The sequence below is a fragment of the Thermogutta hypogea genome (assembly GCF_055386265.1).
The window spans coordinates 2,502,184-2,524,872 of record NZ_AP042425.1 but is presented as its reverse complement, the minus strand read 5'-3'; the positions used below and the strand labels follow the sequence as shown (position 1 = coordinate 2,524,872).

The following is a 22,689-nucleotide window of genomic DNA, read 5'->3' as shown; positions in this document are numbered from 1 at the left end:
TACCTTTGGTTCTTTTCGATAAAACCGTAAGCAGCGATCGTGTTCAGGTATCGGCGCTTGCTCAGGGCGATGGCGGATTGACTGCGGCACGATCGTGAACACCAATTGCGGCGCGATTGAGGTGCTCGGGAGGTCGCAGCGGGATTCGCGCGTCAACCCTCTCCGTTTAGGGAAAGTCGGTCTGGTTCGTCGGTAATGTTCACGGCGATCGACGCGAGGGTGCGGGCATCGCAGGAAGGATCGTTCTACCATGACTCGGATTAACACGAACGTCAGCTCCCTTACTGCTCAAAAAACGTTGGCGAGATCGCAGGCCCAATTGCAGGAAGCCCTGACGCGACTGAGCACCGGCTTGCGAATCAACACCGGCAAGGACGATCCCGCCGGTTTGATCGCCAGCGAAGCCCTGCGCAGCGACATTACCAGCATCCAAAAGGCCATCACGAACAGCCAACGGGCGAACCAGATGATCGCCACGGCGGATAGCGCCTTGGGGCAGGTCAGCTCCTTGCTGAACGACATCCGCGGGCTGGTCTCCGAGGCCGCGAACAAGGGGGCGATGTCCGCAGAGCAGATTCAGGCCAACCAATTGCAAATCGATTCCTCCTTGGAGGCCATCGATCGCATCGCCCAGGTGACGCAATTCCAGGGGCGGCGGTTGCTGGATGGGAGTCTCGACTTCGTAACCGAAGGGTTGGACCCTACCGTTCTCAAGGACCTGCAAATCGATCAGGCCAATTTCGGCTCCAACAACGAAATCGGAGTCAACGTCACGATCGTGCGGCAGGCGACCCGCGCGCAATTGAAGTACGGTTTCGGCGCCGTTGCGAGCAACGTAGTCTTGGAGATCGGCGGAAAGCAGGGATTCGAGGCCTTCAGTTTCGCGGCCGGTAGCAAGGTCGAGGACATGGCCCGAGCCATCAACCTGGTGGCCGACGCGACCGGCGTGGTGGCCGAGGTTCAACAAGAGGCGACTCAAGGCGCGCTGACCACGTCCAGCTTCGGCCTGGACAACGATGTGGTGATCACGGCCAACCAGGCGGGCCAGGCGGCCGGCGACATCCGCGTGAAGTACGTGAAGGGTTCTTCCGCGACTACGACCGCCACGTACACGGCCGCCACGGGAACGCAACCCGCCCTGCTCGAGGTGCAACTCGGCACGCGGCAATGGGCGGCGGCTTCGGGCGAGGTCAATCCGACCGGCACCAACAACGCCATCAGCCTCACCGCCGACATCAAGGGTGAGGAGTTCAACGGCGTCACGCTCAACGTCACCGACACCGGCGGCCCGATCACGCTCAGCTACAATCACACGACCAAGGTCTTGAACATCGGCATCAACGACGGCGTGACCACGGCCGCCAACCTCGTCAACGCCATCAATAGCGACGCCACGATTTCGGCCCTCTTCACGGCCGCGCACGTGGGCGAGTCCGACGGCTCCGGCACGCTGGCCGCCGCCGACGGGGCCTGGGCCGGCTTCGCCACCGCGGGGGGCGTCACCGGCGGCGACGTCATCGCCACCGCCAACGACGTGGTCGCGGCCATCAACAGCTCGGCCGCCGCCGCCGTGGTCACGGCCTCGCTGGCCTCCGGCAACAACGGTTACGGCACGGTCGGCGAGTTCCAGGAATACGCCTACTACGGCACCGCCGAGGCCAACAACCGGCTCCAGTTCCTCGGGCCGGAAGGCTCCCGCAACATCCGCTTCGTCTCCACGCCGGGCGAGGCCTTGAGCGTCGATCTGGCCACCGATCCGCAGGTCACCGGCTTCGCCTCGGCCCTGGTGCAGGGCGTCAACGCCAACAGCACCTTCCAGATCACCTCGCGGTTCAAGGGCAAGGAATACGACGACGTCAACATCGTCTTCAACGACAGCACGGACAACACCGTGGTCTGGGATGCGGAAGGCAAGACCCTGACGTTCAACGTGGACATCACGGGCGGCGTGACGGCGGCGCAGGTGGTGAACCTGCTCAACAACGACAGCTACGCGGGCAAGTTCTTCCGCGCCACGCACTTCGGCACGAGCCACGGTACGGGTAACATCCACACCTCGATGACCGGCACCTTGGCCACGACGTCGGGCGGCGTGGTCAGCGAAGGGACGATCCTGATCCACCTGGCGACCACCGCCGACGGCGTGGTCACGACCACGGCCCAGGACCTGATCGATTACTTCAACAATCCGGCCAATGCGACCGCCCTGGCCCCCTTGGGGATCAGCGTGAGCAACGCCGAGGGGAGCGACGGCTCCGGTCTGTTGGCGCCGACCACGAGCGATCTGGCCTTCGCCACGGCGGGGACCCAGCTCCAAGACGCCCAGGCCTCCGGCACGACCTACGCCGTGAACGGCCGCAACGCCCGGATCAAACTGACCGCGGTGCAGCCCGGGGCCGATTACAACGGCGTGCGGCTGGTCTTCGAGGATACCGCCACGGCCGGATCCGAGACGGTGACCTGGGACGCCGCCACGAAGACCCTGACGGTGGGCATCCAGTCGGGCGTGAGCACGGCCAACCAGGTGATCACGGCCATCAACAACAATAGCACGGCCTCGGCCCTGTTCACGGCGGCGGTGGGTACCGGCGGTACCGGTGCGGCTGCCGTGACCATTTCCGACTACGCCGAACTCTCCGGCGGCGTCGTGGATGTCGGCAGCGAATGGGGCGCCGCCCTGTTGGGCAATAGCGATGCCGCCACGACCGGACTGGTTTTCAAGGCGAATGAGTACGGGTCCGACGCGTTTGTTTCGGTGCGAGCGCTCAACGGCACGAGTTTTACCGTTACCGATCAAGACGATCGGGTGTCGACGCGTAATGCCGGAACCGACGTGGATGTTCTGGTAAATGGTATCCGGGCCGTGGGCAAAGGCTTGCAGGCTTCCATCAATACGGCTGCTTTGGACCTTACATTCTCGATCTTCGAGACCCTTGCGGACGGGACGACGACAAGTTTCCGCATCGTGGGCGGCGGTGCTCAGTTCCAACTAGGGCCGGACGTCGTATCCAACCAGCAGGCACGGCTGGGGATTCAGAGTGTCAACACCGCGAAATTGGGCGGTGTAGCGGGGCGGCTGTTCGAATTACGATCCGGCGGTCCCAAATCCTTGACGGGCGACGTCAATGGCGCGGCGGCGGTGGTCGACGAGGTGATCGCCCAAATTACCACGCTCCGAGGGCGGCTGGGGGCCTTCCAACGCACCACGGTCGAGACCAACATCAACTCCTTGAACGACGCCTTGGAAAACCTGACCGCGGCGGAAAGCGCCATCCGCGACGCCGATTTTGCGGCGGAAAGCGCGGCTTTGACTCGGGCCCAAATCCTAGTTCAGTCGGGTGTGTCGGTACTGTCCATCGCGAATCAGAATCCGCAAGCCGTCCTCGCCTTGTTGCGACAATAATGTCGCTTCCGGCCGAACCGCTTCTTTCGTCCGCCGGCCGATTGAGCGACGGCGCGGATCGCGGACCCGCCCTACGAGCGCCGAGACGCTCCCTTCCCGTTCGGGTTTGAGCCTTGAAGTCCGCATGACTGCGCGGCGCTCGGCCCTTCGATCCGTGTCCAAAGCTCGGTATATTGCTATTGGAAGGCGCTACGCTTGCCCGACCTCTGGGGGCCGACGTCCGGATTGGTTGGTCGGCAAGGTGCGGCTCTTTTCATTTCTTCCCGTATAGAGCTTCGGCCCGCTTTTTCGTACAATTCGGAGATGCTTTAATCGCGGCGCACTCCCCACGCATGGGGAGTGCCGCTTTGATATGATGGATTCTCGCCCGCACACGCGAGCGATGATCGCGGTAAGAATTCCGGAATCAGTTCTCCCTGCTTGGTTTCCTGGCAAGCGGCAAAAAGACAGGAGCATACGGAATGATGGGTCCCATGGATACGTTGGCGTCGAAGACCGGGATGCAAGGCATCTCGACTTCCCTTTCCGCCGACACGATGTACCAGAAATGCCTGACTTTGGCGAAGAATCTCTGGTGGACCTGGCAGCCGGACGTGATCAATCTGTTTCGGGAATTGGATCCGATCCGTTGGCGGCAATTGGATCACAACCCCGTTGCGCTGCTGTCCGAAATCACGCCGGAACGCTTGGAAATCCGCATTTCCGAGCTTTCGCTGCACAGCCGCATCAACCAGGCGTATCGGCGGCTCAAGGAGTACCTCAGTGAGCGGCCGCTTTGGGCGAGGACGAACGCGGGCGTATTGGGATCGAAGCCGGTCGCCTATTTCTCTCTGGAATACGGCATTCACGAGTCGGTACCGATCTACTCGGGCGGGCTCGGGGTACTCTCCGGCGACCATTGCAAGAGCGCCAGCGACTTGGGCGTACCCCTGGTGGCCGTGGGGTTGTTCTACGATCAGGGATATTTCAAGCAGCATCTCAATCACGAAGGCTTGCAGGAGGAGGAGTATATCGACGTCCGTGTGGAGAAACTCCCCCTGGAGCTGGCCACGGACGAGGAGGGGAGCCCCATCGTCGTGCAGATCGAGACCCGCACGGGCGTCTTGAGGGCCAAGGTCTGGTTGATGCGTGTCGGTCGGGTCAGCGTTTATCTGCTGGATACCGACGTGGACGGCAACAGTCCTGAGGATCGCGATCTTACCAGCCGGTTATACGGAGGCGACAATCGCACGCGGATCCGGCAGGAATTGGTGGCGGGAGTGGGCGGCGTGCGCGCGCTGCGGGCCGTGGGAATCAAACCGGGCGTATATCACCTCAACGAAGGGCATAGCGCGTTCGCCGTATTGGAGGTGATGCGCGAAAGGATGATGGACGACGGTTTGAGCTTCCACGATGCCTTTCGCGAAACCGCTCACAGCACCGTGTTTACCACCCACACGCCGGTGCCGGCGGGACACGATCGTTTCGACGGCGGTTTGATCGAAGAGCACTTGGGACCGCTCCGCGACGCCCTGGGCATCTCGCACGATCAACTCATGGGTTTGGGACGCGTCAACCCCAACGACGGCGGCGAGACGTTTTGCATGACCGTGCTGGCCCTGAAGTGCTCGCACAAGGCCAACGCCGTCAGCGCGCTGCACGGTCGCGTCACACGCAATATGTGGTCGCGGCTCTACAGTTGGCGGATCGAGGACGAGGTACCGATCGGGCACATCACCAACGGCGTGCATATTCCCAGTTGGTTGGCCTGGCAGATGAAGCTGCTTTACGACCGCTACTTCTCGCCCGACTGGTATCAACGCATGGGGGAACCGGAGGTCTGGCAGGGCATTTTCCGGGTGGATCCGGGCGAATTATGGGAAACGCACCTGACGTTGAAGACGCAGCTCATTTCGTTCGTCCGCCGCCGCATCAGTCGCCAGTGCCGCCGGCGCGAGGAACCGGACGAAGTCATCGAAATGGCGCGGAGCGTGCTCGATCCCACGGTCTTGACGATCGGGTTCGGAAGGCGTTTCGCGACGTACAAGAGAGCGACGTTGCTGCTGAGCGACGAGGAGCGGTTGAACCGCCTATTGAACGATCCTCACCGGCCCGTCCAGTTCATTTTCGCGGGCAAGGCGCACCCTCGCGACGTTCCCGGCAAGGAGTTGATCCAGAGGATCGCGAATTTGCGGAAGGATCCTCGCTTCGCCCACCGGATCGTGTTCATCGAGGACTACGACATCAACGTGTGTCGGCACATGGTGCAGGGCGTGGACGTGTGGCTGAACAATCCCCGCCGGCCCTTGGAGGCGTCCGGGACGAGCGGGCAAAAGGCGGTTCTCAACGGGGCGCTGCACATGTCGGTCCTGGACGGCTGGTGGGCGGAGGCCTACGACGGGGCGAACGGTTTCGCGATCGGCTCCGGAACCAGCCATTCCGATCCGAACGTGACCGACGGCCGGGACGCCCAAAGCCTCTACGAAGTGCTCGAGAACTTGGTCATCCCCATGTTCTATGACGTGGATGAGAACGGCCTGCCGCAGCAGTGGCTCCGCCGCATGATGAACTCCATCAGTTCCTTGGCATGGCGATTCAGCGCGCACCGAATGGTCGCGGATTACGTAAGACTAGCATACCTGCCTGCCGCCGGCGGCGTCAGCGCCGAGATGGGTTGAGGGCGGGTCTTGCGTGACCGTTCGTGTAATCCGGCAAGGGTGCCGCCGGTATGGGGCGGCGGTTGCCAGGTCGCGATGGGGAATTCGAGAACGCATGCCGGACGTCTTCTTGTATCGACACCGAGTGCGGGCCGACGAAATCGACCTGCTGGGCCACGCGAACAACGTGGTTTACGTGCGCTGGCTTCAGGACGCCGCCGTGGCCCACTCCGACACCCAGGGTTGGCCCGGTCGGCGGCACTTGGCCCTGGGTAGCGGTTGGGTCGTGCGGTCGCATTACATCGAGTATCTGGAGCCGGCGCGGTTGGGTGACGAGGTCGTCGTGCAAACCTGGGTGGCGAGCTTCAAGAAGGTGACTTCCGTGCGCCGGTACCGCATTTACCGTGCCGCGGACGCACTGCTCTTGGCACGCGCGGAAACGCATTGGGCCTACGTGGCCTACGCCACGGGCAAACCCTGCCGCATTCCCCAAGAGGTGATCGACGCGTTTGTCGCCGCGGGAGAGGAAGTGGCGCCTTACTCGCCGGTGATGGACCGAAACCGCCGGAGTTCGGGCGAGGGGGGCGAGGCGAGCACGACTGCCGTTGCGGCATCGCGGGATCGGTTACCATGAGGCCGTTCTTGCCCGCGGAGGAGGTAAGCCGCCCGCATGCCCCGCCCCGCGGCCGACGGTTGCCGATGCCGGCGATAAGGAAACGGGAGGGATACTCATGAACGTATTGGTGATTTTGGGACATCAGCGCCAAGGCAGTTTTTGCGACGCGATCGCGCAAACGGCGTTGGCGGTTCTTCAGCAGGCCGGTCATCGGACGGTCTATCACGATCTGTATGCCGAACGATTCGATCCCATTCTTCCGCACGAGCAGATTCCGAAGAACGCCGAGGTACCTCCGGAAATCCGCCGCCACTGCGAGGAACTGGCGTCGGCGGACGGTTATGTGATCGTCCATCCCAACTGGTGGGGGCAGCCGCCGGCCGTCTTGAAGGGATGGGTGGACCGCGTGTTTCGTCAAGGCGTGGCCTACGATATCTCGGCCGAGGGAGTGATCGGTTATCTGAAGGGTAAGCGGGCCTTGGTGATAACGACCTCGAACACGCCTCGCGAAGACGAGTTGCGGTTGTACGGCGATCCCTTGGAAAACCTTTGGAAGAACTGCATCTTCGGTTTTTGCGGCTTGCACGATTTCCGCCGCCGCAACTTCGAGTCGATTGTGATGAGCAGCCCGGAGCAGCGAGCGGAATGGCTGAAAGAGGTGGAAAGGTTGGTCCGCGAGATGTTCCCGGCGTGAGGGCCCGCGGCCGTTTCCGAAGTCGCCCGGCCGTGCGTCGAATGGGCGTTTGAGATCGGTCGCGGCCTCGGACTTGATCGCTGGGGAGGCGGCCGGTCGGCGAGGTGAGACCGAAAGAGCCGGCGGAAGACGGGACGCATGCGATGGAACCGGCGTTTATTCCAGACGATGCTTACCGGCGGCGGCTGCTGGCGGTGGTGCGTTTGGCGCTGGTGCCGGGCGTCGGTTCGCGGACGTATCACCTTCTCGTAGCGCGGTTTGGTACACCGGAGGGTGTGTTCCAGGCATCCGGGGAAGACTTGGCGGGAGTGCCCGGCGTAGGGCCGCGCCTGATTCGCGGTCTTCGGCAGCCGCCGGCCGTCGAGGAGGCTTCCGCCGTCCTGGACGAGTGCTCGCGCCTCGGGATCGACGTCCTCTGGGAGGAACACCCGCGGTATCCGCGCTTGCTGCGGGAAATCCCCGATCCGCCGCCGCTGCTGTTCGTTCGCGGTGAACTCAAGCCGGAAGACGAGTTGGCGATCGCCGTCGTGGGTACGCGCCATGCCTCGCACTACGGCTTGACGATGGCGGAACGATTGGGGGGCGGTTTGGCACGAGCGGGGCTGACCGTGGTCAGCGGCCTGGCACGGGGCATCGACGCCGCCGCGCATCGGGGGGCCTTGGCTGTCGGGGGGCGGACCTTGGCGGTGCTCGGCAGCGGCGTGGACAACGTCTATCCTCCGGAACATGCCAACCTGGCGGAAGATATCCTCCAACAAGGGGCCTTGGTGAGCGAGTTCCCGCCCCGCGCGGCACCCCATGGAGGCCGGTTTCCACAACGGAACCGTATCATCAGCGGGATGAGTCTGGGGACGATTGTCGTCGAAGCCGGGGAAAAAAGCGGAGCTTTGATCACCGCTCGGCATGCGATGGAGCAGAACCGGGAGGTCTTTGCCGTGCCGGGGCGCGCGGACCAATTGCAGGCCCGGGGATGCCATCGCCTCCTCCGCGACGGGGCGGCGCTGGTGGAATCGCCGGAGGACGTCTTGGAGCATTTAGGGCCGTTGGTTCGGCCGGTCAAGGCCGGCGATGCCGTCGTGCGAAAGCCGGTGGAACTGACGCTCAATCCCATCGAGCGGCAGATCCTCCAGGTCTTGGATGACGATCCGGTGCCCATCGATCGCTTGATCGATGCCACCGCTTTGTCCGCCTCCCAGGTCTTGGCCACCTTGAGCGTCCTGGAAATGCGGCGCTTGGTACGTCGCGTGGGCGGCACCATGGTGCAGCGGTTCTAGCCGAGACGGTTTCGCCCCGCGTGTTCCACGATTTCGGCCTTGGTTAGAATGAAAGAATCGAGGCGGAGTTTCGCAATGCCGGCGGGCGCGAGGCGTGCGCAAGCTCGGCGGTTCATGGCACGTTTTCGTCGAAGAAGGAGTTCGGCCGGGTGAGTTTTGCGGAAAGGGTATCTCACGAGGGCGACGCCGCCGGGGCATCGCTGCGGCGGGCCTTGGCGGCCGCGGAAACGGCGGCGGAGCTGAAGGGCCGGGATATCGTCATCCTCGACATGCGGGAGCAAACCGGCTTCTTCGATTACTTCGTGATCGTTACCGGTTCCAGTCGCCGCCAACTCCACGCCATGAGCGAAAACATCGACGATGTTCTGACCAAACGGGAGGGCGCCCGACGCATCGGCTTGGAAGGGGTGGGCGACAGCCGCTGGATTCTCTTGGATTACGGCGACGTCGTGGTGCATTTATTCGACCCGGAATTGCGGGCGTATTACGCGTTGGAGGACCTTTGGGCCGGCGCCCGACGCGTGGACTTCTCCCCGTCATCATCCCCCCAAATGCCCTGAAGGAGTGCGGCGTGTCCGGAGGCAAGAGTGTTCTGGGCGAACTGCGTGCGCGTTTTCATGCGGTGCTGAGCGGTCTGGTCGATTCCACGGCGGAGTGCCTGGCCCTCATCCATCGCAGTCAGAATGAACGATTCGGCGACTACCAAGCCGATTTGGCCATGCCGCTGGCCAAGCGGCTGGGAAAAAAGCCGCGTGAGCTGGCCGCCGAAATCGTGGCGCGGCTGGACGTGGCCGATCTGGCGGAGCCGCCGGAATTGGCGGGGCCGGGCTTCATCAATCTCCGTTTGAACGACGACTATCTGATCCGCCGCGTGAATGCGCTGATCCACGACGAGCGGTTGGGCGTTCCGGCGGTGGAAACGCCGCGGACGTTCGTTCTCGACTACTCGGCTCCTAACGTCGCCAAGCCGATGCACGTGGGTCACATTCGCTCCACGGTCATCGGGGACGCGCTCTATCGGACGCTGGAATTCGTCGGACACCGGGTGATCAGCGACAATCACATCGGTGATTGGGGCACGCAATTCGGGATGATCCTTTACGGCTACCGGCACTTTCTCGACCCGCAAGGCTACCGCAGCAATCCCGTGGCCGAGTTGGCCCGGATCTACCGCGTGGTCCGGCGGTTGATGGACTACCAAGAGAGCAAGGCGGCGCTGCCCGAGCGCGAGGCGGAGGTGGAACGGCGCCGTGCCGCCGTGCAAGAGCTGCGCGAACAAATCGCCGCCGATGAAAAGGCTCGGGCAAAAGTGGAGAAGGAACTGCGCCGAGCCGAGGTCGCGCTGACCGATGCCGAGCGGGATTGGCAGGCCGCCAAGGCCTTGGTGGAGGAGGTGGAGCGGGATCCCCAGTGGTCCGCTTGGGCCGCCGCGCACCCGGATATCGGCAAGGCCGTGTTGGCCGAAACGGCGAAACTGCACGCCGGCGACGAGGAGAATCTCCGGCTGTGGCGGGAATTCTTGCCGCACAGCCGCGACGAAATGGAGCGCATCTATCAACGCTTGGGCATTCGCTTCGACCACACGCTGGGAGAGAGTTTCTACCACGATCAATTGCCCGGTTTGACCGAGGAGCTATTGCGGCGGGGAATCGCCCGAATCAGCGACGGGGCGGTCTGCATCTTCTTCGACGATCTGCCCGCCCCGATGATCATTCGCAAACAGGACGGGGCGTTTCTCTACGCCTCCACCGACTTGGCGACGCTGCGATGGCGGATGGAGAACTGGCACCCCGACGCCGTGCTGTACGTGGTCGATCATCGCCAAAGCCTGCACTTCAGGCAGCTTTTCGCCGCGGCGAGGATGCTGGGCTACCGTGACGTGACGCTGGAGCACGTCAGCTTCGGCACGGTGCTGGGGGAGGACGGCAGGCCCTTCCGCACACGGGCCGGTGATACCGTCGGGTTGGAGTCGCTGTTGGATGAGGCCGTGCGTCGGGCGGCGGCGATCGTCGCCGCCAATGACGACGCCAAACCGCAGGGCCCCGAGCTGTCGCCCGAGGAACGCCGTCGCGTGGCCGAAGTCGTGGGCATCGGCGCCTTGAAGTACGCCGATCTGTCCCAAAATCGCAGTAGCGATTACGTCTTTAGCTACGACAAGATGTTGGCCATGACGGGGAACACGGGTACGTACATGCAGTACGCCTACGCCCGCATTCAAAATATTTTCGCCAAAGGGGGCGTCGACGTCGCGGCCTTGCGTGCGAGCGGGGCGGATATCCGATCGACGCATCCGGCGGAACGGGCGCTGATTTTGGAGATCCTCCGCTTTCCCGAGGCCCTGGACTTGGTCTTGGAGGATTATCGACCGCACCAACTTACCGCGTATCTGTTCGATCTATCCAACCGCTTTTCCACGTTCTATCAGGAGTGCCCCGTGCTCCAGGCCTCGTCGCCGGAGGTCCGCGCCGGTCGTTTGCTGTTGTGCGACGTGACGGGCCGCGTCATCCGCCGCGGTTTGCAACTCTTGGGGATCGAAACCGTGGATCGGATGTAGGCCGGTCCGCGTTGCCGCCGTCTCTCCGCGAAAACCCCGGCAGCGGCGGCTCGATTACCAGGCTCCGCGTTTGTAGAGGATCGGGCGTTCCAAGGGCGCGGTTCGGATTTCTCGGCCTGCCGCCGTCCGCTCGATGAGCATGTGCCAAAGCTCCGGATCGACGCCGTCGCCCGCGAAGTAGGTATCCGGTCGTCCGCCGGGAAATCGCGGTGAATCGACGAGATTGACCAGGACGAAATCGGTCGAGTTTTCGACGATGAAGAGCGCTCCGCCGGGCGGAGCGGCGGCGTTCCCTCCGTAACCGAAAATCCCCACGCGGCGGCTGCCCGTGATTTGCACGATGGGGCGGTAATACTCGCCCTTGACGCCGTAGAGAAAGACGTTTTCGGCGTCGCGGATTTCCAGATTCGCCCGGCTGCGTGCGTGCTCGGGATTGCACTGATACATATGCAGGGGTTGCCGCGTGCCTTGGATCAAGATGTGCCGATACTCCGGCCCGTGCCCCGAGGAACTCTCCTGGTGGAAGTCGTACCATCGCCCTCCGCCGTTGCCGTCCACCAAGACCAAGGGATGGCGGAAGAGCCGCGAGAGTTCGGCCTCGTCTTCCGGCACCGTCAGCCCTTGCGGCCGGGCGCGAAAGGCGAATTCGATGTTCACGTCGCGGAAGATCGATCGTCTCCCGGCTTGCCAATGAAGGCAATACGCCGCCTGCGAATCCGCCAAGGATCGGATGCCGAGAAAAGCCAAGGCGGTCACGGCTTCGGAGTCATCGGCCGTTTCCACCACGGGACGAGGGTTTTGCGGATCGGTAAAATCACCGCCCGGCGCGGCCATCGGTTGCAACCACGTGAAACAGCGATGGGTCCCGATCAATCGCGTCTCGGGGCGGAGACGGATCGTCTTGGAGACCGCGTAGGTGCCTTTGGGAAGGAATACCGCGGCGTGATCGTCGATAGCCCGCTGGATGGCAAGCGTGTCGTCCGTGATGCCGTCTCCCACTGCCCCGTACGGCGCGGCTTTCACGTTGACAGTGTCGGCGGCCTCGTACGCGCATGCAAGATGCCGACCCGCCGGCAAGTGAGCGGCCGCCATCGAAATGCCGCCCACCAATGCCGCCAACAAAAGAACTCGCCGGCCTTTCCGTGCGTTACGGATCTGCCTTTGCATCGGGCATCGCTCCCATCCAAGCAGCGTAATATGGTTCGGTCCCGTTCGGCACGTCATGGTAAGCACCGCGGCAATCAATCGCAATCACCAGGAACCGTCGGAGCGGTCCGTCGGTCGGAAGCACGCCCTACCGCAACCGGTGTCCTTGCGGCACGACCCCGCGGAACGTGGCATCCTCTCCCAGACGGGAAAACGTTTGCCGCGGATCGTGTCGGCGGATAGATTGTACCGTTGTCGACGGCCGGTTGAGTTTCGGCATCGAGAGAGGGTTCTTTGTTACGTTGGGTCCATTGGGGGGAACCGTTGCATGAAGAGTTTGCGCATCCGTCGAGCGTCGCCGAGTTGTGGGCGGATCGGCGTTCATGGCTTCCGTCGCACCAAACTGTTGAGCGTGGGGGGCGGGATCTTGGTGTTATGCGCGTTCGTGTTGGAGACGTTCTGGGGCTCGCCGCGGGCGGCGGCTGAAGAACCGCGCCCCATCCGCGTGATCGTCTTCGGCGCGCACCCGGACGATTGCGAGATTCGCGCCGGCGGCACGGCCGCTCTATGGGCGGAGCAGGGCCATGCCGTCAAGTTCGTCTCCATGACCAACGGAGACATCGGGCATTGGGGTATGGCGGGCGGCCCGTTGGCTCAGCGAAGAATCGGCGAAGTGCAACGGGCCGCCGAAATCCTGGGGATCACCACGGAAGTCCTCGACATCCACGACGGAGAATTGATGCCGACCTTGGAGAACCGTCGCACCATGACGCGGCTGATTCGCCTCTGGGGTGCCGACATTGTCATCGGGCATCGGCCCAACGATTATCACCCGGATCACCGTTACACGGGAGTGCTGATGCAGGATTCCGCCTACATGGTCGCGGTGCCGTTCTTCTGTCCGGATGTTCCGCCGTTGAAGAGCAACCCCGTCTATCTTTTCTCCGAGGATCGCTTTCAGACCCCCAATCCCTTCCGCGGCGACGTGGTGGTTGCCATCGACGCGGTGATCGAAAAGAAGCTCGACGCCCTCGTCGCCATCGAATCGCAGTTCGTGGAGGGCGGGGCGTTGGGGTCGGCCGAAACGGCTCCCAAGACGCCCGAGGAATACGAGGCGGCCAGGCAGCGCGTCCGGGAGAACTTTCGTCGACGTTTTGCGGCCACCGCCGAGAGGTTCCGCGACAAGTTGATCGAACTCTACGGCCGTGAGGCGGGCTCCCGAGTGCAGTATGCCGAAGCCTTCGAGGTGTGCGAGTACGGGCGGCAACCTTCGCGGGACGAAATCCGCAAGCTGTTTCCGTTCTTTCCGGCCGGGTCGTGAGAAGAACACGGGCGGACGAGGCATCACTCCCACCGCAGACCGGCTCCCAGGAATTCGACTCTGTGGCATTCCGGTGCCGTCACTGCATGCATCCGCGGCGGTATTGTGTCGATAGCACCGACGCGGCGTGCGCTCAACCCTTTCGGGTGATTGGCCCGGCTCGGCCGAGGGCTACAATAACCCTTGGACCATCTCCTCCGATCAGCATCTTCGCTTGAGCGTAGGCCTCTGTTTCTCTTTTTTTCGGCCGGGAGGATGCCATGAAGACCGTACGGACGGGTTGGGACTTCGAGGTACGGCGGGGCGAAGGTTGGCTGGTGATCCAATGCATCCCGCCCGATCGCCACGCGGATCGCACGCCGCTGGCCAAGGATTTGTGCGAGTTGATCGACCGATGCCTCGCCGATCGTGTGGTTTTGGAACTGGATCGGCTGGAGAGTTTGAGCGCGTTTCTGATCAACGAGCTTCTGGCGGTGCATCGATTCGTGGACGCTAGCGGCGGATTGCTGCGGCTCTGCGCTTTGGCCGATAAGGATCGAGATCTGCTCGAACGATTGGGTTTGAGCACGGTTTTGCCGGCCTTCCACGATCTTGAAGAGGCGGTCATGGGGAGCTTTGCCCCGAAGCCGCGCTGAGGCGGCATGCCGGGGCCTTCCGCGCCCCTACGAAGCACCCTACGAAGATCGTTCGGTTGGGTCTCGCGGAGGTGCGAGCCGGGCGGGTGGGTTAGCGCAAGCCGCCGTGCATGCAACCACCCCGGCCAAGCTCGCGTTTGTCGGCGGTAGGACCTCTGCCGGCATGAGAGCGGCATGTTGACATCCTCACGGGGCGTGTCAAAATAGGGCGTGCGCCGCGTAAACCGCGTTGGGTGCGGCGCCCACCGTCGTTGTTACCGCTCTCACGTTCCATCTGTCGGAGGTTTCCCCATGAGTCAGCCTCTTTCCGGGGCATCTCGCCGTAGTTTCTTGAAGACCACCGGTCGCGTCGCGGTGGCCTCGACGTTGGCCGGCGCCGCGTTCTCGGGCGTTCACGCCGCCGAGGATAACACGATTCGGATCGCGCTTGTGGGATGCGGCGGGCGCGGCGGCGGGGCGGCGGAGAATGCCATGTCCGTAAAGGACGTGCCCATCAAGTTAGTGGCCATGGCCGACGTATTCCCCAATCGACTCACCGGTTGTTACGAAAGCCTCCATCAACGATTCGCCTCGCAGATGGAGGTGCCGGAGGAGCGGAAGTTCCTCGGTTTCGACGCCTATCGCAAGGCGATGGATTGCTTGCGCCCGGGAGATGTGGTCATTTTGGCGACCCCGCCCGCCTTCCGTTGGGTCCATTTCACCTACGCCATCGAGAAGGGTTTGAACGTCTTTATGGAAAAGCCGGTGACGGTGGATGGGCCGACCAGCCGGCGGATGTTCGAGTTGGCCAAGCGCTCCGTGGAGAAGAATCTGAAGGTCGGCGTCGGCTTGATGTCGCGTCACAGCCGTGCCCTGCAAGAGCTGGCGAAGCGCGTGCACGATGGCGAGATCGGCGAGATCATCCATCAACGCGGCTACCGGATGCACGGGCCCATCGGCTTCTTCGCCTCGTTGCCCAAGCCGGAGGGCATCAGCGAATTGAGATACCAAGTGCAGCGGTTCCATAGCTTCCTTTGGGCCGGCGGCGGCTGCTACAGCGATTTCTACATCCACATCATCGACCATTTGTCGTGGCTTAAGAATGATTGGCCGATCAAGGCTCAGGGCCTGGGCGGACGGCACTACCGCATCGGTCCGGAAGGGGTGCCCTACGTCGATCAGAACTTCGACGTCTATGCGATCGAGTACACCTATCCGGACGGCAGCAAGATGTCCTTCGACGGTCGCTGCATGACGGGTTGCCAGGACGTCTATTCCAGCTATCTCCACGGATCGAAAGGTTCGGCGATAGCGTCGCGAAACGGGGATTGCGGCATGCCCTCGGCCATTTTCAAGGGTCAATTGCCGGACCGCTCGCAGCAGGTCTGGGAATCCCGGGTCGCTCCCGAGGAACAGAATCCCTATCAAAACGAGTGGAACGCCCTGATCGCGGCGATTCTGAAAGATCAGCCGCACAACGAAGTGGAGCGGGGCGTCCGGGCCAGCTTGGTGACCTCCATGGGCCGCATGGCCGCCCATACCGGGCAAGAGGTGACTTACGAGGACATCCTGAACAGCGATCATGAGATGGCGCCGGGGTTGGATCAGCTCACCGAGGATTCTCCCGCTCCGTTGCAGCCCGGCCCGGACGGCAAGTATCCCGTCCCCATGCCGGGGATCACCACCTCCCGCGAGTATTGATCTTAATTAGGCCCTCGGCGCTGTGCGCAGTACGCGTGAAAGCGCACGGGCGACCGACATCCGGCGAGCGTCCTGCCCGGCGGGCACGACGCTCGCTTTTTCGTTTTCGGCGCGGCGATGGGAGCGTCGATGCTGCCTGGTCGATCCGGCTGTCCCGTAGCGGTCATGGGTTGCATCTAAAGGGGGGTGCACCCTGTTCGACCGGTGTGGGAGATGACATAATAAGGGCGTTGCCGATGCGAGTACGGCGAGTTTACCGGGGGTAATGATCAATCGTCGCGGAGGACTGTTTTTTTCCCGTTGTGGGAAAGAACTTAGGAGAAATCCGGTCCAAGAGATCCGGCGTTCACCGTGTAGAATGTGCGACTCCGCTTCCGAAGGGCTTGAGAAAGGATGACCCATGAGTTCCACCATTGCTGACATTCGTGCTAGGCAGATCTTGGATAGCCGCGGCAATCCGACCGTGGAAGTGGACGTGGTGCTGGAGGGCGGATCGTCGGGGCGAGCGGCGGTGCCCAGCGGGGCCAGTACCGGGACGCACGAGGCCTTGGAGCTTCGCGATAAGGACCCGGCCAAGTACCTCGGCAAGAGCGTCGAGAAGGCAGTGGCGAACGTCAACGAAGAGCTGGCCGACGAAATCTGCGGCATGGATGCCTTGGACCAAGTCGGCGTGGACAGGCGGATGCTGGAATTGGACGGTACGGACAACAAGAGCAAGCTCGGCGCGAACGCCATCCTGGGTGTGTCGTTGGCGACGGCACACGCGGCCGCCGATTATTGCGGCTTGCCGTTATTCCGTTACCTGGGGGGCGTCGGGGCGCGCGTCTTGCCGGCCCCGATGATGAACATCATCAACGGCGGAGCCCATGCCGACAACGACGTGGACATCCAAGAGTTCATGATCATGCCGTTGGGTTTTACCAGCTTCGCCGATGCGATCCGGTGCGGCTGCGAGGTGTTCCACAACCTGCGCAAGGTGTTGAAGGATCGCAATCTCTCCACCAACGTGGGCGATGAAGGCGGTTTCGCTCCCGATTTGAAGAGCAATGAAGACGCCTTGAAGTGCATTCAGGAGGCGGTCGATCGCGCCGGTTACGAGCTGGGCAAGCAGGTCTTCATCGCTTTGGACGTGGCCGCCAGCGAATTGGCCGTGGAGGGCAAACAGGGCGTGTACAAGTTGGGTGGAAAAGAGTACTCCGCCGCCGCCGTCGTGGAAATGCTGGACTCTTGGATCGAGAAATACTCGATCTGCTCCATCGAAGACGGGTGCGACCAGGACGATTGGGACGGCTGGGCCTTGATGACCAAGCAGTTGGGAGGCAAGGTGCAAATCGTGGGCGACGATTTGTTCGTCACCAATACGAAGCGACTGGCCAAAGGCATCGAGTTGGGCGTCGCCAACAGCATCCTGATCAAAGTCAATCAGATCGGTTCCTTGACCGAGACCCTCGAGTGCATCGACATGGCGCGCCGGGCCGGGTACACCTGCGTGATCAGTCACCGCAGCGGTGAGACCGAGGACACCACCATCGCCGACCTGGCCGTGGCTTTGGGGACCGGTCAGATCAAGACCGGCTCCGCCTCGCGTACCGATCGCATCGCGAAGTACAACCAACTTCTGCGGATCGAGGAGATGCTGGGCGATACGGCGATCTACGGCGGAACGCTGTTCCCGAAACGGTGAAGCGAGGGCCTCGCGGACGCGAGATTCCACGTGAGCGTCCCAAGTCGAGGTTTCATGATTCCGGAACATCAAGGGCGGTCCCCTCGGCGGGTTCGCCCTTTTTCCTTTCGATGCGGTGCTGGGAAGCGGGACCATTTGAGGCGATGCGGAGCCGTTTTTCTCGATGACCGACCTGACCGAAGAGAAGATTCTCGTTTTGGATTTCGGCTCGCAATACGCCCAACTCATCGCGCGGCGGATTCGCGAGCAGAATGTGTATGCCCTGATCGTGCGGCACGACATCTCGGCCGAAAGGGTTCGCGAAATCGCGCCTCGCGGTTTGGTGTTCTCGGGCGGTCCGGCCAGTGTTCAGGGGGAAGACAGTCCCCGCTGCGATCCCGACCTGTTTCAATTGCCGATACCGATCCTGGGAATCTGTTACGGAATGCAGTTGGTGTGCCAGGCTTTGGGGGGGCGGGTCGAAAGCGGACGCAGCCGGGAATACGGTCGCGCGCAATGCCGCGTGCTTGAGGAAAACGACTTGCTGCGCGGCCTGCCGGAGGAGTTCCAGGTGTGGATGAGCCACGGCGATCAGGTCACCGCAATTCCGGCGGATTTCGTGCCGTTGGCCGCCACGGCGAGCTGCCCGCTCGCCGCCGTCCGTCACCGAAAGCGGCCGCTCTACGGGTTGCAATTTCACCCCGAAGTGACGCACACGCCCGTGGGCGGGCAAATCCTGCGCAATTTCGTCCGTGATATTTGCGGTTGCCGCGGCAACTGGCGTTTGGAGGATTTCGCCGAACAGGTGACGGCCGAGATTCGCGAGAGGGTAGGGGAGGACCGAGTCATCTGCGGGTTGTCGGGCGGCGTCGATTCCTCGGTCGTGGCTGCGCTCTTATCCCGTGCGATTGGGGACCGAGCGGCGTGCATCCTGGTGGACAACGGCTTACTCCGCCAGGGAGAAGTGGAAAGCGTCATCCGGGAATTCACGGAACATTTTCGCACCGATTTGCACGTCGTGCGTGCCGAAGAGCGGTTTCTGGAAGCCCTGCGAGGGGTCGTCAATCCCCAGGAAAAGCGCCGCATCATCGGCCGCGTGTTCGTGGATTGTTTCAGTGAAGCGGCGGCCGAAATTCCGAATGCCAGGTTCTTGGCGCAGGGCACGCTGTACCCCGACGTGATCGAGAGCGGCGGCTTGCGAGACGGTCCGGCGGCGACGATCAAGTTGCACCACAATGTGGGCGGTCTGCCGGAAAACATGAGCTTCGAGCTGATCGAACCGCTGCGAGACCTGTTCAAGGACGAAGTCCGGCAATTGGGCTTGCAGCTCGGGTTGCCGGAGGACATCGTTTGGAGGCACCCGTTTCCCGGACCGGGCTTGGCCGTGCGGTGCGTGGGGGAGGTCACGAAGGAGCGATTGGAGATTCTTCGCCGCGCGGATGCCGTTGCGTTGGAGGAGATTCGCAAGGCGGGCTGGTACCGCAAGACCGCCCAGGCCTTCGCCGTGCTTTTGCCCGTGCAATCGGTGGGCGTGATGGGCGACGCGCGGACCTACGAGGATGTCGTGGCAATCCGGGCGGTGGATACCGAGGATTTCATGACGGCCGATTGGTCCCGCTTGCCGTATGATTTGCTCGCCCGAATCGCCACCCGCATCATCAACGAGGTTTCCGGAGTGAATCGCGTGGTGTACGATATCAGTTCTAAGCCGCCGGCAACCATCGAGTGGGAATGATTGCGGCCGGTCGGCGGCGTCGGGGGCGGTTCCAGGGCAGGGAGGATCCGGCAGTGGCACCAGATCATGCGGAGACCGGTGAGAGTCCTTCCGAAGAGCGGCGGCCGTCGTTCGAGGAGGCTTTGGCGGATCTGGAGAGAATCGTTCTCCGCCTGGAGAGCGGGGAATTGGGGTTGGAGGAGTCCTTGGCCGAGTATGAAAAAGGCGTTCGCCTGGTCCGAGTCTGCCACCGGCTCCTGATGGATGCGGAGCAGCGGATTCAGATCGTGACGGGCAGCGACGCCGAGGGCCAACCGATCTTGCAAGCGTATCGCGAGGAGGACGCCTCGTTGGAGGAAAAACGCGAGTCGCGGAGCAAACGGCGCGACGCACGAACCTGGACAAACTCGGGAAATGAGCAGGGGCCCGGACCGGGCTGAGGAGACGATCTTCAAGGTACGGTCTCGATGCAGCGGAAGCGAATCGAGGCTGCCGGGGATGAGGAACCGGGGAGCGACGGAATCATGGCCGGCACCGTCTGTTGGGAAGATACACAACTCCACCTGGACGCATTGAGGCGGTCGGTCGATTCCGCGCTGGACGGCTTCACGCGATTGCCGGAGGATTGTCCGTCTCGGCTCCGTGAGGCCATGCGCTACAGCCTCTTGGGCGAGGGCAAGCGGTTGCGTCCACTATTGGTGCTGCTCGCCGCCGAGGCGTGCGGGGGACGCATCTCGGACGCTCTTCCCGCAGCATGTGCCGTCGAGATGATCCATGCGTATTCGCTGATCCATGACGACCTTCCCGCGATGGACGATGACGACCTGCGGCGGGGACGACCGAGCTGCCATCGTCAATTCGATGAGGCCACGGCGATTTTGGCGGGTGATGCGCTTTTGACACTTGCCTTTGAGGTGCTCGCCAAGCATACTTCTCCTAAGGAGAAGGCGGGGGAGTGTTGTGCCTTGTTGGCGGAGGCCGCCGGTCCGTGCCGGCTGGTCGGCGGACAGGTGGATGATATCCTGGCCGAAAAGGGGGGGCATTCGCCGGAGTTGCTGGAACATATTCATCGGCGAAAGACCGGCGCTCTGATTGAGGTCTCGCTGGTGCTGGGCGCGGTCCTCGCCGGGGCCGACGACCGGCGGCGCCGCGCCGTGGCCGAGTACGGTCGGTGCCTGGGCCTGGCGTTCCAGATCACGGATGACCTTCTCGACGTAGAAGGTGAGGAAGATGTTGTGGGGAAGCGGCTCGGCAAGGATCAGGACCGAAGCAAGCTGACTTTTCCGGGGCTGCTGGGTATCGACGAAAGTCGTCGCCGCGCGGCGGCCGCGGTCGACCAGGCCTGTCGAGCCGTGGAAGGTCTCGGCGCCGATGCTCGCCATCTCACGGCCCTGGCTCGTTTTATCGCGGAGCGGAAGCGTTGATGGATTCCTTGCTCTCTCGCATCAAGTCGCCTGCGGATTTGAAAGAGCTGTCGGTCGCCCAATTGCAGCAGTTGGCGGCGGAAATGCGCGAGGCGATGTGCCGCCTATTGGGAACGCGCTCGGCCCATTTCGCCTCCAATTTGGGTGTCATCGAACTGACGCTGGCCCTCCACACGGTCTTCGATTTCGAACGTGATCGCCTGATTTGGGACACCGGCCATCAAATCTATCCGCACAAGATGGTCACCGGCCGGTATCCGCTATTCCACACGATTCGGACCAAGGGCGGGTTGATGGGCTATCCCAATCCCGCCGAAAGCCCTTACGATTTGTTCGTGACCGGCCACGCTGGATGCAGTATTTCCACGGGGGTGGGGCTGAAGTGCGGCGACGATCTCTTGCGGCCGGACGAAAAGCGGCACGTGGTGGCGGTGATCGGCGACGGCGCGTTTCCCTCCGGCATCGTTTTCGAGGCTATGAACCACGCCGGTTGGTTGAAGAAACCCCTGACCGTCGTCTTGAACGATAACAAGATGTCCATTTGTCAGAGAGTCGGCGGCGTCGCCGAGTATCTCGACCGGCTGCGGATGATGCCGTTGTACGCGGGTTTCAAGCAGGAACTCTATCGTTTGCTGGGCAAGGTTCCCCTGGTCGGGGATTCCATGGAGAAGCTTTTCGACCAACTCCGCGACGCGGTGAAAGCCGGGATGTTGGGGGGCATGCTGTTCGAAGAGTTGGGATTCCGCTATGTAGGGCCCGTGGATGGGCATAATCTGGCCGCCCTGCAAAAATATCTCCGCATGGTCCAACAATACCCCGGGCCGGTCCTCCTGCATGTCATCACGGAAAAAGGGCACGGTTTCCCGCCGGCGGAAAAGGATCCGCGGACGTTTCACGCTCCGGCCCCCTTCGAACGCATCAACGGCAGCGAGGTGCAGTTTCGTAACGGGTCGTCCGTATCCTATACGGAGGCGGCGCGCGACGCCGTCTTAACCGCCATGGAGTCCGATCGACGCGTGGTGGTCATCACGGCGGCGATGTGTCAAGGCAATATGCTGGAACCGGTACGGGACCGCTTTCCCGACCGCTTCTTCGACGTCGGCATTTGCGAGTCTCACGCGGTCGGGTTGGCCTGCGGGATGGCCAAAGCCGGTTTGCGCCCGATCGTGGATATCTACAGCACGTTTCTGCAACGGGCATACGACCAAATTTTCCAAGAGGCGTCGCTGCAAAACTTGCCCATCGTGTTCATGTTGGATCGGGCGGGCGTCGTCGGTGCCGACGGTCCCACCCATCACGGCGTGTTCGATATCGCCTACCTCCGTCCGTTTCCCAACCTCACCGTGATGGCGCCGGGAGACGCGACCGAGATGCTGCCGATGCTGAAGTTCGCGTTGCAGCATGACGGTCCGGCCGCCATTCGCTACCCCAAGGCCAAGGCTGAACGCGTGCCGCGACCGGTGAACCCGGTGCGGCACGGAAAAGGCGAGTGGGTTCGCGCCGGCCGGCACGGCGTCATCCTTTCCTGCGGGGCGCTTTTGGGTGCTTGCGTCCAGGCCGTCGAGCTGCTGGCGAGCGAGGGCTGGGAGTTTGGCTTGGTCAATGTTCGGTTCGTCAAACCGCTGGATCGGGAATTGATTCTGGATGCCGTGCGAAAATTCCCGGTGGTGATCACAGTCGAAGAGGGCGTACTACAAGGCGGTTTCGGCAGCGCGGTTTTGGAGGCCGTCAATGACGCCGGATTGGAGACGTCGCATATCCGCCGGCTGGGTATACCCGATCGCTACATCGAGCATGCCGAACGGGCCGAGCAGTTGGAAGCACTGGGACTGACCCCCCGCGCTATCGCGGATCTGGGTTCGCAGATGGCCGCCGAACGCGGCCTAGCCGGTCCCGTTCCGCGGACGGAAGCGATTCTTTGAAGTTGCC

16 protein-coding genes are annotated in these 22,689 nt (G+C 62.7%); 15 read left to right on the top strand and 1 reads right to left on the bottom strand.

From position 1 onward, the window contains the following. Positions 1-250: 250 nt before the first annotated feature. From ACZ5B4_RS09115 to argS, 7 genes are all read left to right on the top strand, one after another. On the top strand, positions 251-3,403 hold the full coding sequence (locus ACZ5B4_RS09115; RefSeq protein WP_464910914.1) for a flagellin N-terminal helical domain-containing protein: 3,153 nt from the start codon (positions 251-253) through the stop codon (positions 3,401-3,403). A gap of 461 nt (positions 3,404-3,864) precedes the next feature. Beyond that, on the top strand, positions 3,865-6,060 hold the full coding sequence (glgP, locus tag ACZ5B4_RS09110) for an alpha-glucan family phosphorylase (protein ID WP_464910913.1): 2,196 nt from the start codon (positions 3,865-3,867) through the stop codon (positions 6,058-6,060). Positions 6,061-6,154: 94 nt separating this feature from the next. Next, complete coding sequence (locus ACZ5B4_RS09105; RefSeq protein WP_464910912.1) at positions 6,155-6,673, top strand: acyl-CoA thioesterase; 519 nt, start codon at positions 6,155-6,157, stop codon at positions 6,671-6,673. A 97-nt stretch (positions 6,674-6,770) separates the two neighbouring features. Next, complete coding sequence (locus tag ACZ5B4_RS09100) at positions 6,771-7,349, top strand: NAD(P)H-dependent oxidoreductase (protein ID WP_464910911.1); 579 nt, start codon at positions 6,771-6,773, stop codon at positions 7,347-7,349. 143 nt (positions 7,350-7,492) lie between these two features. Beyond that, positions 7,493-8,623, top strand: a complete 1,131-nt coding sequence (dprA, locus tag ACZ5B4_RS09095; protein ID WP_464910910.1) for a DNA-processing protein DprA — start codon at positions 7,493-7,495, stop codon at positions 8,621-8,623. Positions 8,624-8,772: 149 nt separating this feature from the next. Continuing rightward, the gene (gene rsfS / locus ACZ5B4_RS09090) at positions 8,773-9,183 is read left to right on the top strand and encodes a ribosome silencing factor (RefSeq protein WP_464910909.1); all 411 of its coding nucleotides are present in this window, start codon (positions 8,773-8,775) and stop codon (positions 9,181-9,183) included. A gap of 11 nt (positions 9,184-9,194) precedes the next feature. Beyond that, positions 9,195-11,177 carry an arginine--tRNA ligase gene (argS, locus tag ACZ5B4_RS09085; RefSeq protein ID WP_464910908.1) on the top strand — a complete coding sequence of 661 codons (1,983 nt, stop codon included), beginning with the start codon at positions 9,195-9,197 and terminating at the stop codon, positions 11,175-11,177. Between the two features lie 54 nt (positions 11,178-11,231). Here argS and ACZ5B4_RS09080 read toward each other — a convergent pair whose 3' ends face one another. After that, positions 11,232-12,344 (bottom strand): glycosyl hydrolase family 28-related protein, encoded by a 1,113-nt coding sequence (locus ACZ5B4_RS09080; protein ID WP_464910907.1) that lies wholly within the window; start codon positions 12,342-12,344, stop codon positions 11,232-11,234. Positions 12,345-12,651: 307 nt separating this feature from the next. On the opposite strand from ACZ5B4_RS09080, the gene ACZ5B4_RS09075 reads away from it, so the two are divergent. The 8 genes from ACZ5B4_RS09075 to dxs all read left to right on the top strand — a co-directional run bounded on the left by ACZ5B4_RS09075 (position 12,652) and on the right by dxs (position 22,682). Further along, positions 12,652-13,644, top strand: a complete 993-nt coding sequence (locus ACZ5B4_RS09075) for a PIG-L deacetylase family protein (protein WP_464910906.1) — start codon at positions 12,652-12,654, stop codon at positions 13,642-13,644. Between the two features lie 260 nt (positions 13,645-13,904). Further along, a complete protein-coding gene (locus tag ACZ5B4_RS09070; RefSeq protein ID WP_464910905.1) occupies positions 13,905-14,279 on the top strand; it encodes an STAS domain-containing protein in 375 nt (124 codons plus the stop codon). 291 nt (positions 14,280-14,570) lie between these two features. Then, positions 14,571-15,959: a Gfo/Idh/MocA family oxidoreductase gene (locus ACZ5B4_RS09065; protein WP_464910904.1), complete on the top strand. Its 1,389-nt coding sequence runs from the start codon at positions 14,571-14,573 to the stop codon at positions 15,957-15,959. A 400-nt stretch (positions 15,960-16,359) separates the two neighbouring features. Next, positions 16,360-17,643, top strand: coding sequence for a phosphopyruvate hydratase (gene eno / locus ACZ5B4_RS09060; protein ID WP_464910903.1), 1,284 nt, complete (start codon positions 16,360-16,362; stop codon positions 17,641-17,643). Positions 17,644-17,806: 163 nt separating this feature from the next. Further along, the gene (gene guaA / locus ACZ5B4_RS09055; RefSeq protein WP_464910902.1) at positions 17,807-19,357 is read left to right on the top strand and encodes a glutamine-hydrolyzing GMP synthase; all 1,551 of its coding nucleotides are present in this window, start codon (positions 17,807-17,809) and stop codon (positions 19,355-19,357) included. Between the two features lie 53 nt (positions 19,358-19,410). Further along, the gene (locus ACZ5B4_RS09050) at positions 19,411-19,776 is read left to right on the top strand and encodes an exodeoxyribonuclease VII small subunit (protein ID WP_464910901.1); all 366 of its coding nucleotides are present in this window, start codon (positions 19,411-19,413) and stop codon (positions 19,774-19,776) included. Positions 19,777-19,803: 27 nt separating this feature from the next. Beyond that, entirely contained in the window at positions 19,804-20,760 is a 957-nt protein-coding gene (locus ACZ5B4_RS09045; protein ID WP_464910900.1) for a polyprenyl synthetase family protein, read from the top strand. Next, the gene (gene dxs / locus ACZ5B4_RS09040) at positions 20,760-22,682 is read left to right on the top strand and encodes a 1-deoxy-D-xylulose-5-phosphate synthase (protein WP_464910899.1); all 1,923 of its coding nucleotides are present in this window, start codon (positions 20,760-20,762) and stop codon (positions 22,680-22,682) included. Before ACZ5B4_RS09045 ends, dxs begins: the two co-directional genes overlap by 1 nt. The last annotated feature ends 7 nt before the right edge of the window (positions 22,683-22,689 follow it).

Excerpts from the sequence above, each read along its gene's own strand:
- ACZ5B4_RS09115 (WP_464910914.1), top strand. The coding sequence starts at position 251 with ATGACTCGGATTAACACGAACGTCAGCTCCCTTACTGCTCAAAAAACG.
- glgP (WP_464910913.1), top strand. The coding sequence starts at position 3,865 with ATGATGGGTCCCATGGATACGTTGGCGTCGAAGACCGGGATGCAAGGC.
- ACZ5B4_RS09105 (WP_464910912.1), top strand. The coding sequence starts at position 6,155 with ATGCCGGACGTCTTCTTGTATCGACACCGAGTGCGGGCCGACGAAATC.
- ACZ5B4_RS09100 (WP_464910911.1), top strand. The coding sequence starts at position 6,771 with ATGAACGTATTGGTGATTTTGGGACATCAGCGCCAAGGCAGTTTTTGC.
- dprA (WP_464910910.1), top strand. The coding sequence starts at position 7,493 with ATGGAACCGGCGTTTATTCCAGACGATGCTTACCGGCGGCGGCTGCTG.
- ACZ5B4_RS09080 (WP_464910907.1), bottom strand. The coding sequence starts at position 12,344 with ATGCAAAGGCAGATCCGTAACGCACGGAAAGGCCGGCGAGTTCTTTTG.
- ACZ5B4_RS09075 (WP_464910906.1), top strand. The coding sequence starts at position 12,652 with ATGAAGAGTTTGCGCATCCGTCGAGCGTCGCCGAGTTGTGGGCGGATC.
- ACZ5B4_RS09070 (WP_464910905.1), top strand. The coding sequence starts at position 13,905 with ATGAAGACCGTACGGACGGGTTGGGACTTCGAGGTACGGCGGGGCGAA.
- ACZ5B4_RS09065 (WP_464910904.1), top strand. The coding sequence starts at position 14,571 with ATGAGTCAGCCTCTTTCCGGGGCATCTCGCCGTAGTTTCTTGAAGACC.
- eno (WP_464910903.1), top strand. The coding sequence starts at position 16,360 with ATGAGTTCCACCATTGCTGACATTCGTGCTAGGCAGATCTTGGATAGC.
- guaA (WP_464910902.1), top strand. The coding sequence starts at position 17,807 with ATGACCGACCTGACCGAAGAGAAGATTCTCGTTTTGGATTTCGGCTCG.
- ACZ5B4_RS09045 (WP_464910900.1), top strand. The coding sequence starts at position 19,804 with ATGCAGCGGAAGCGAATCGAGGCTGCCGGGGATGAGGAACCGGGGAGC.
- dxs (WP_464910899.1), top strand. The coding sequence starts at position 20,760 with ATGGATTCCTTGCTCTCTCGCATCAAGTCGCCTGCGGATTTGAAAGAG.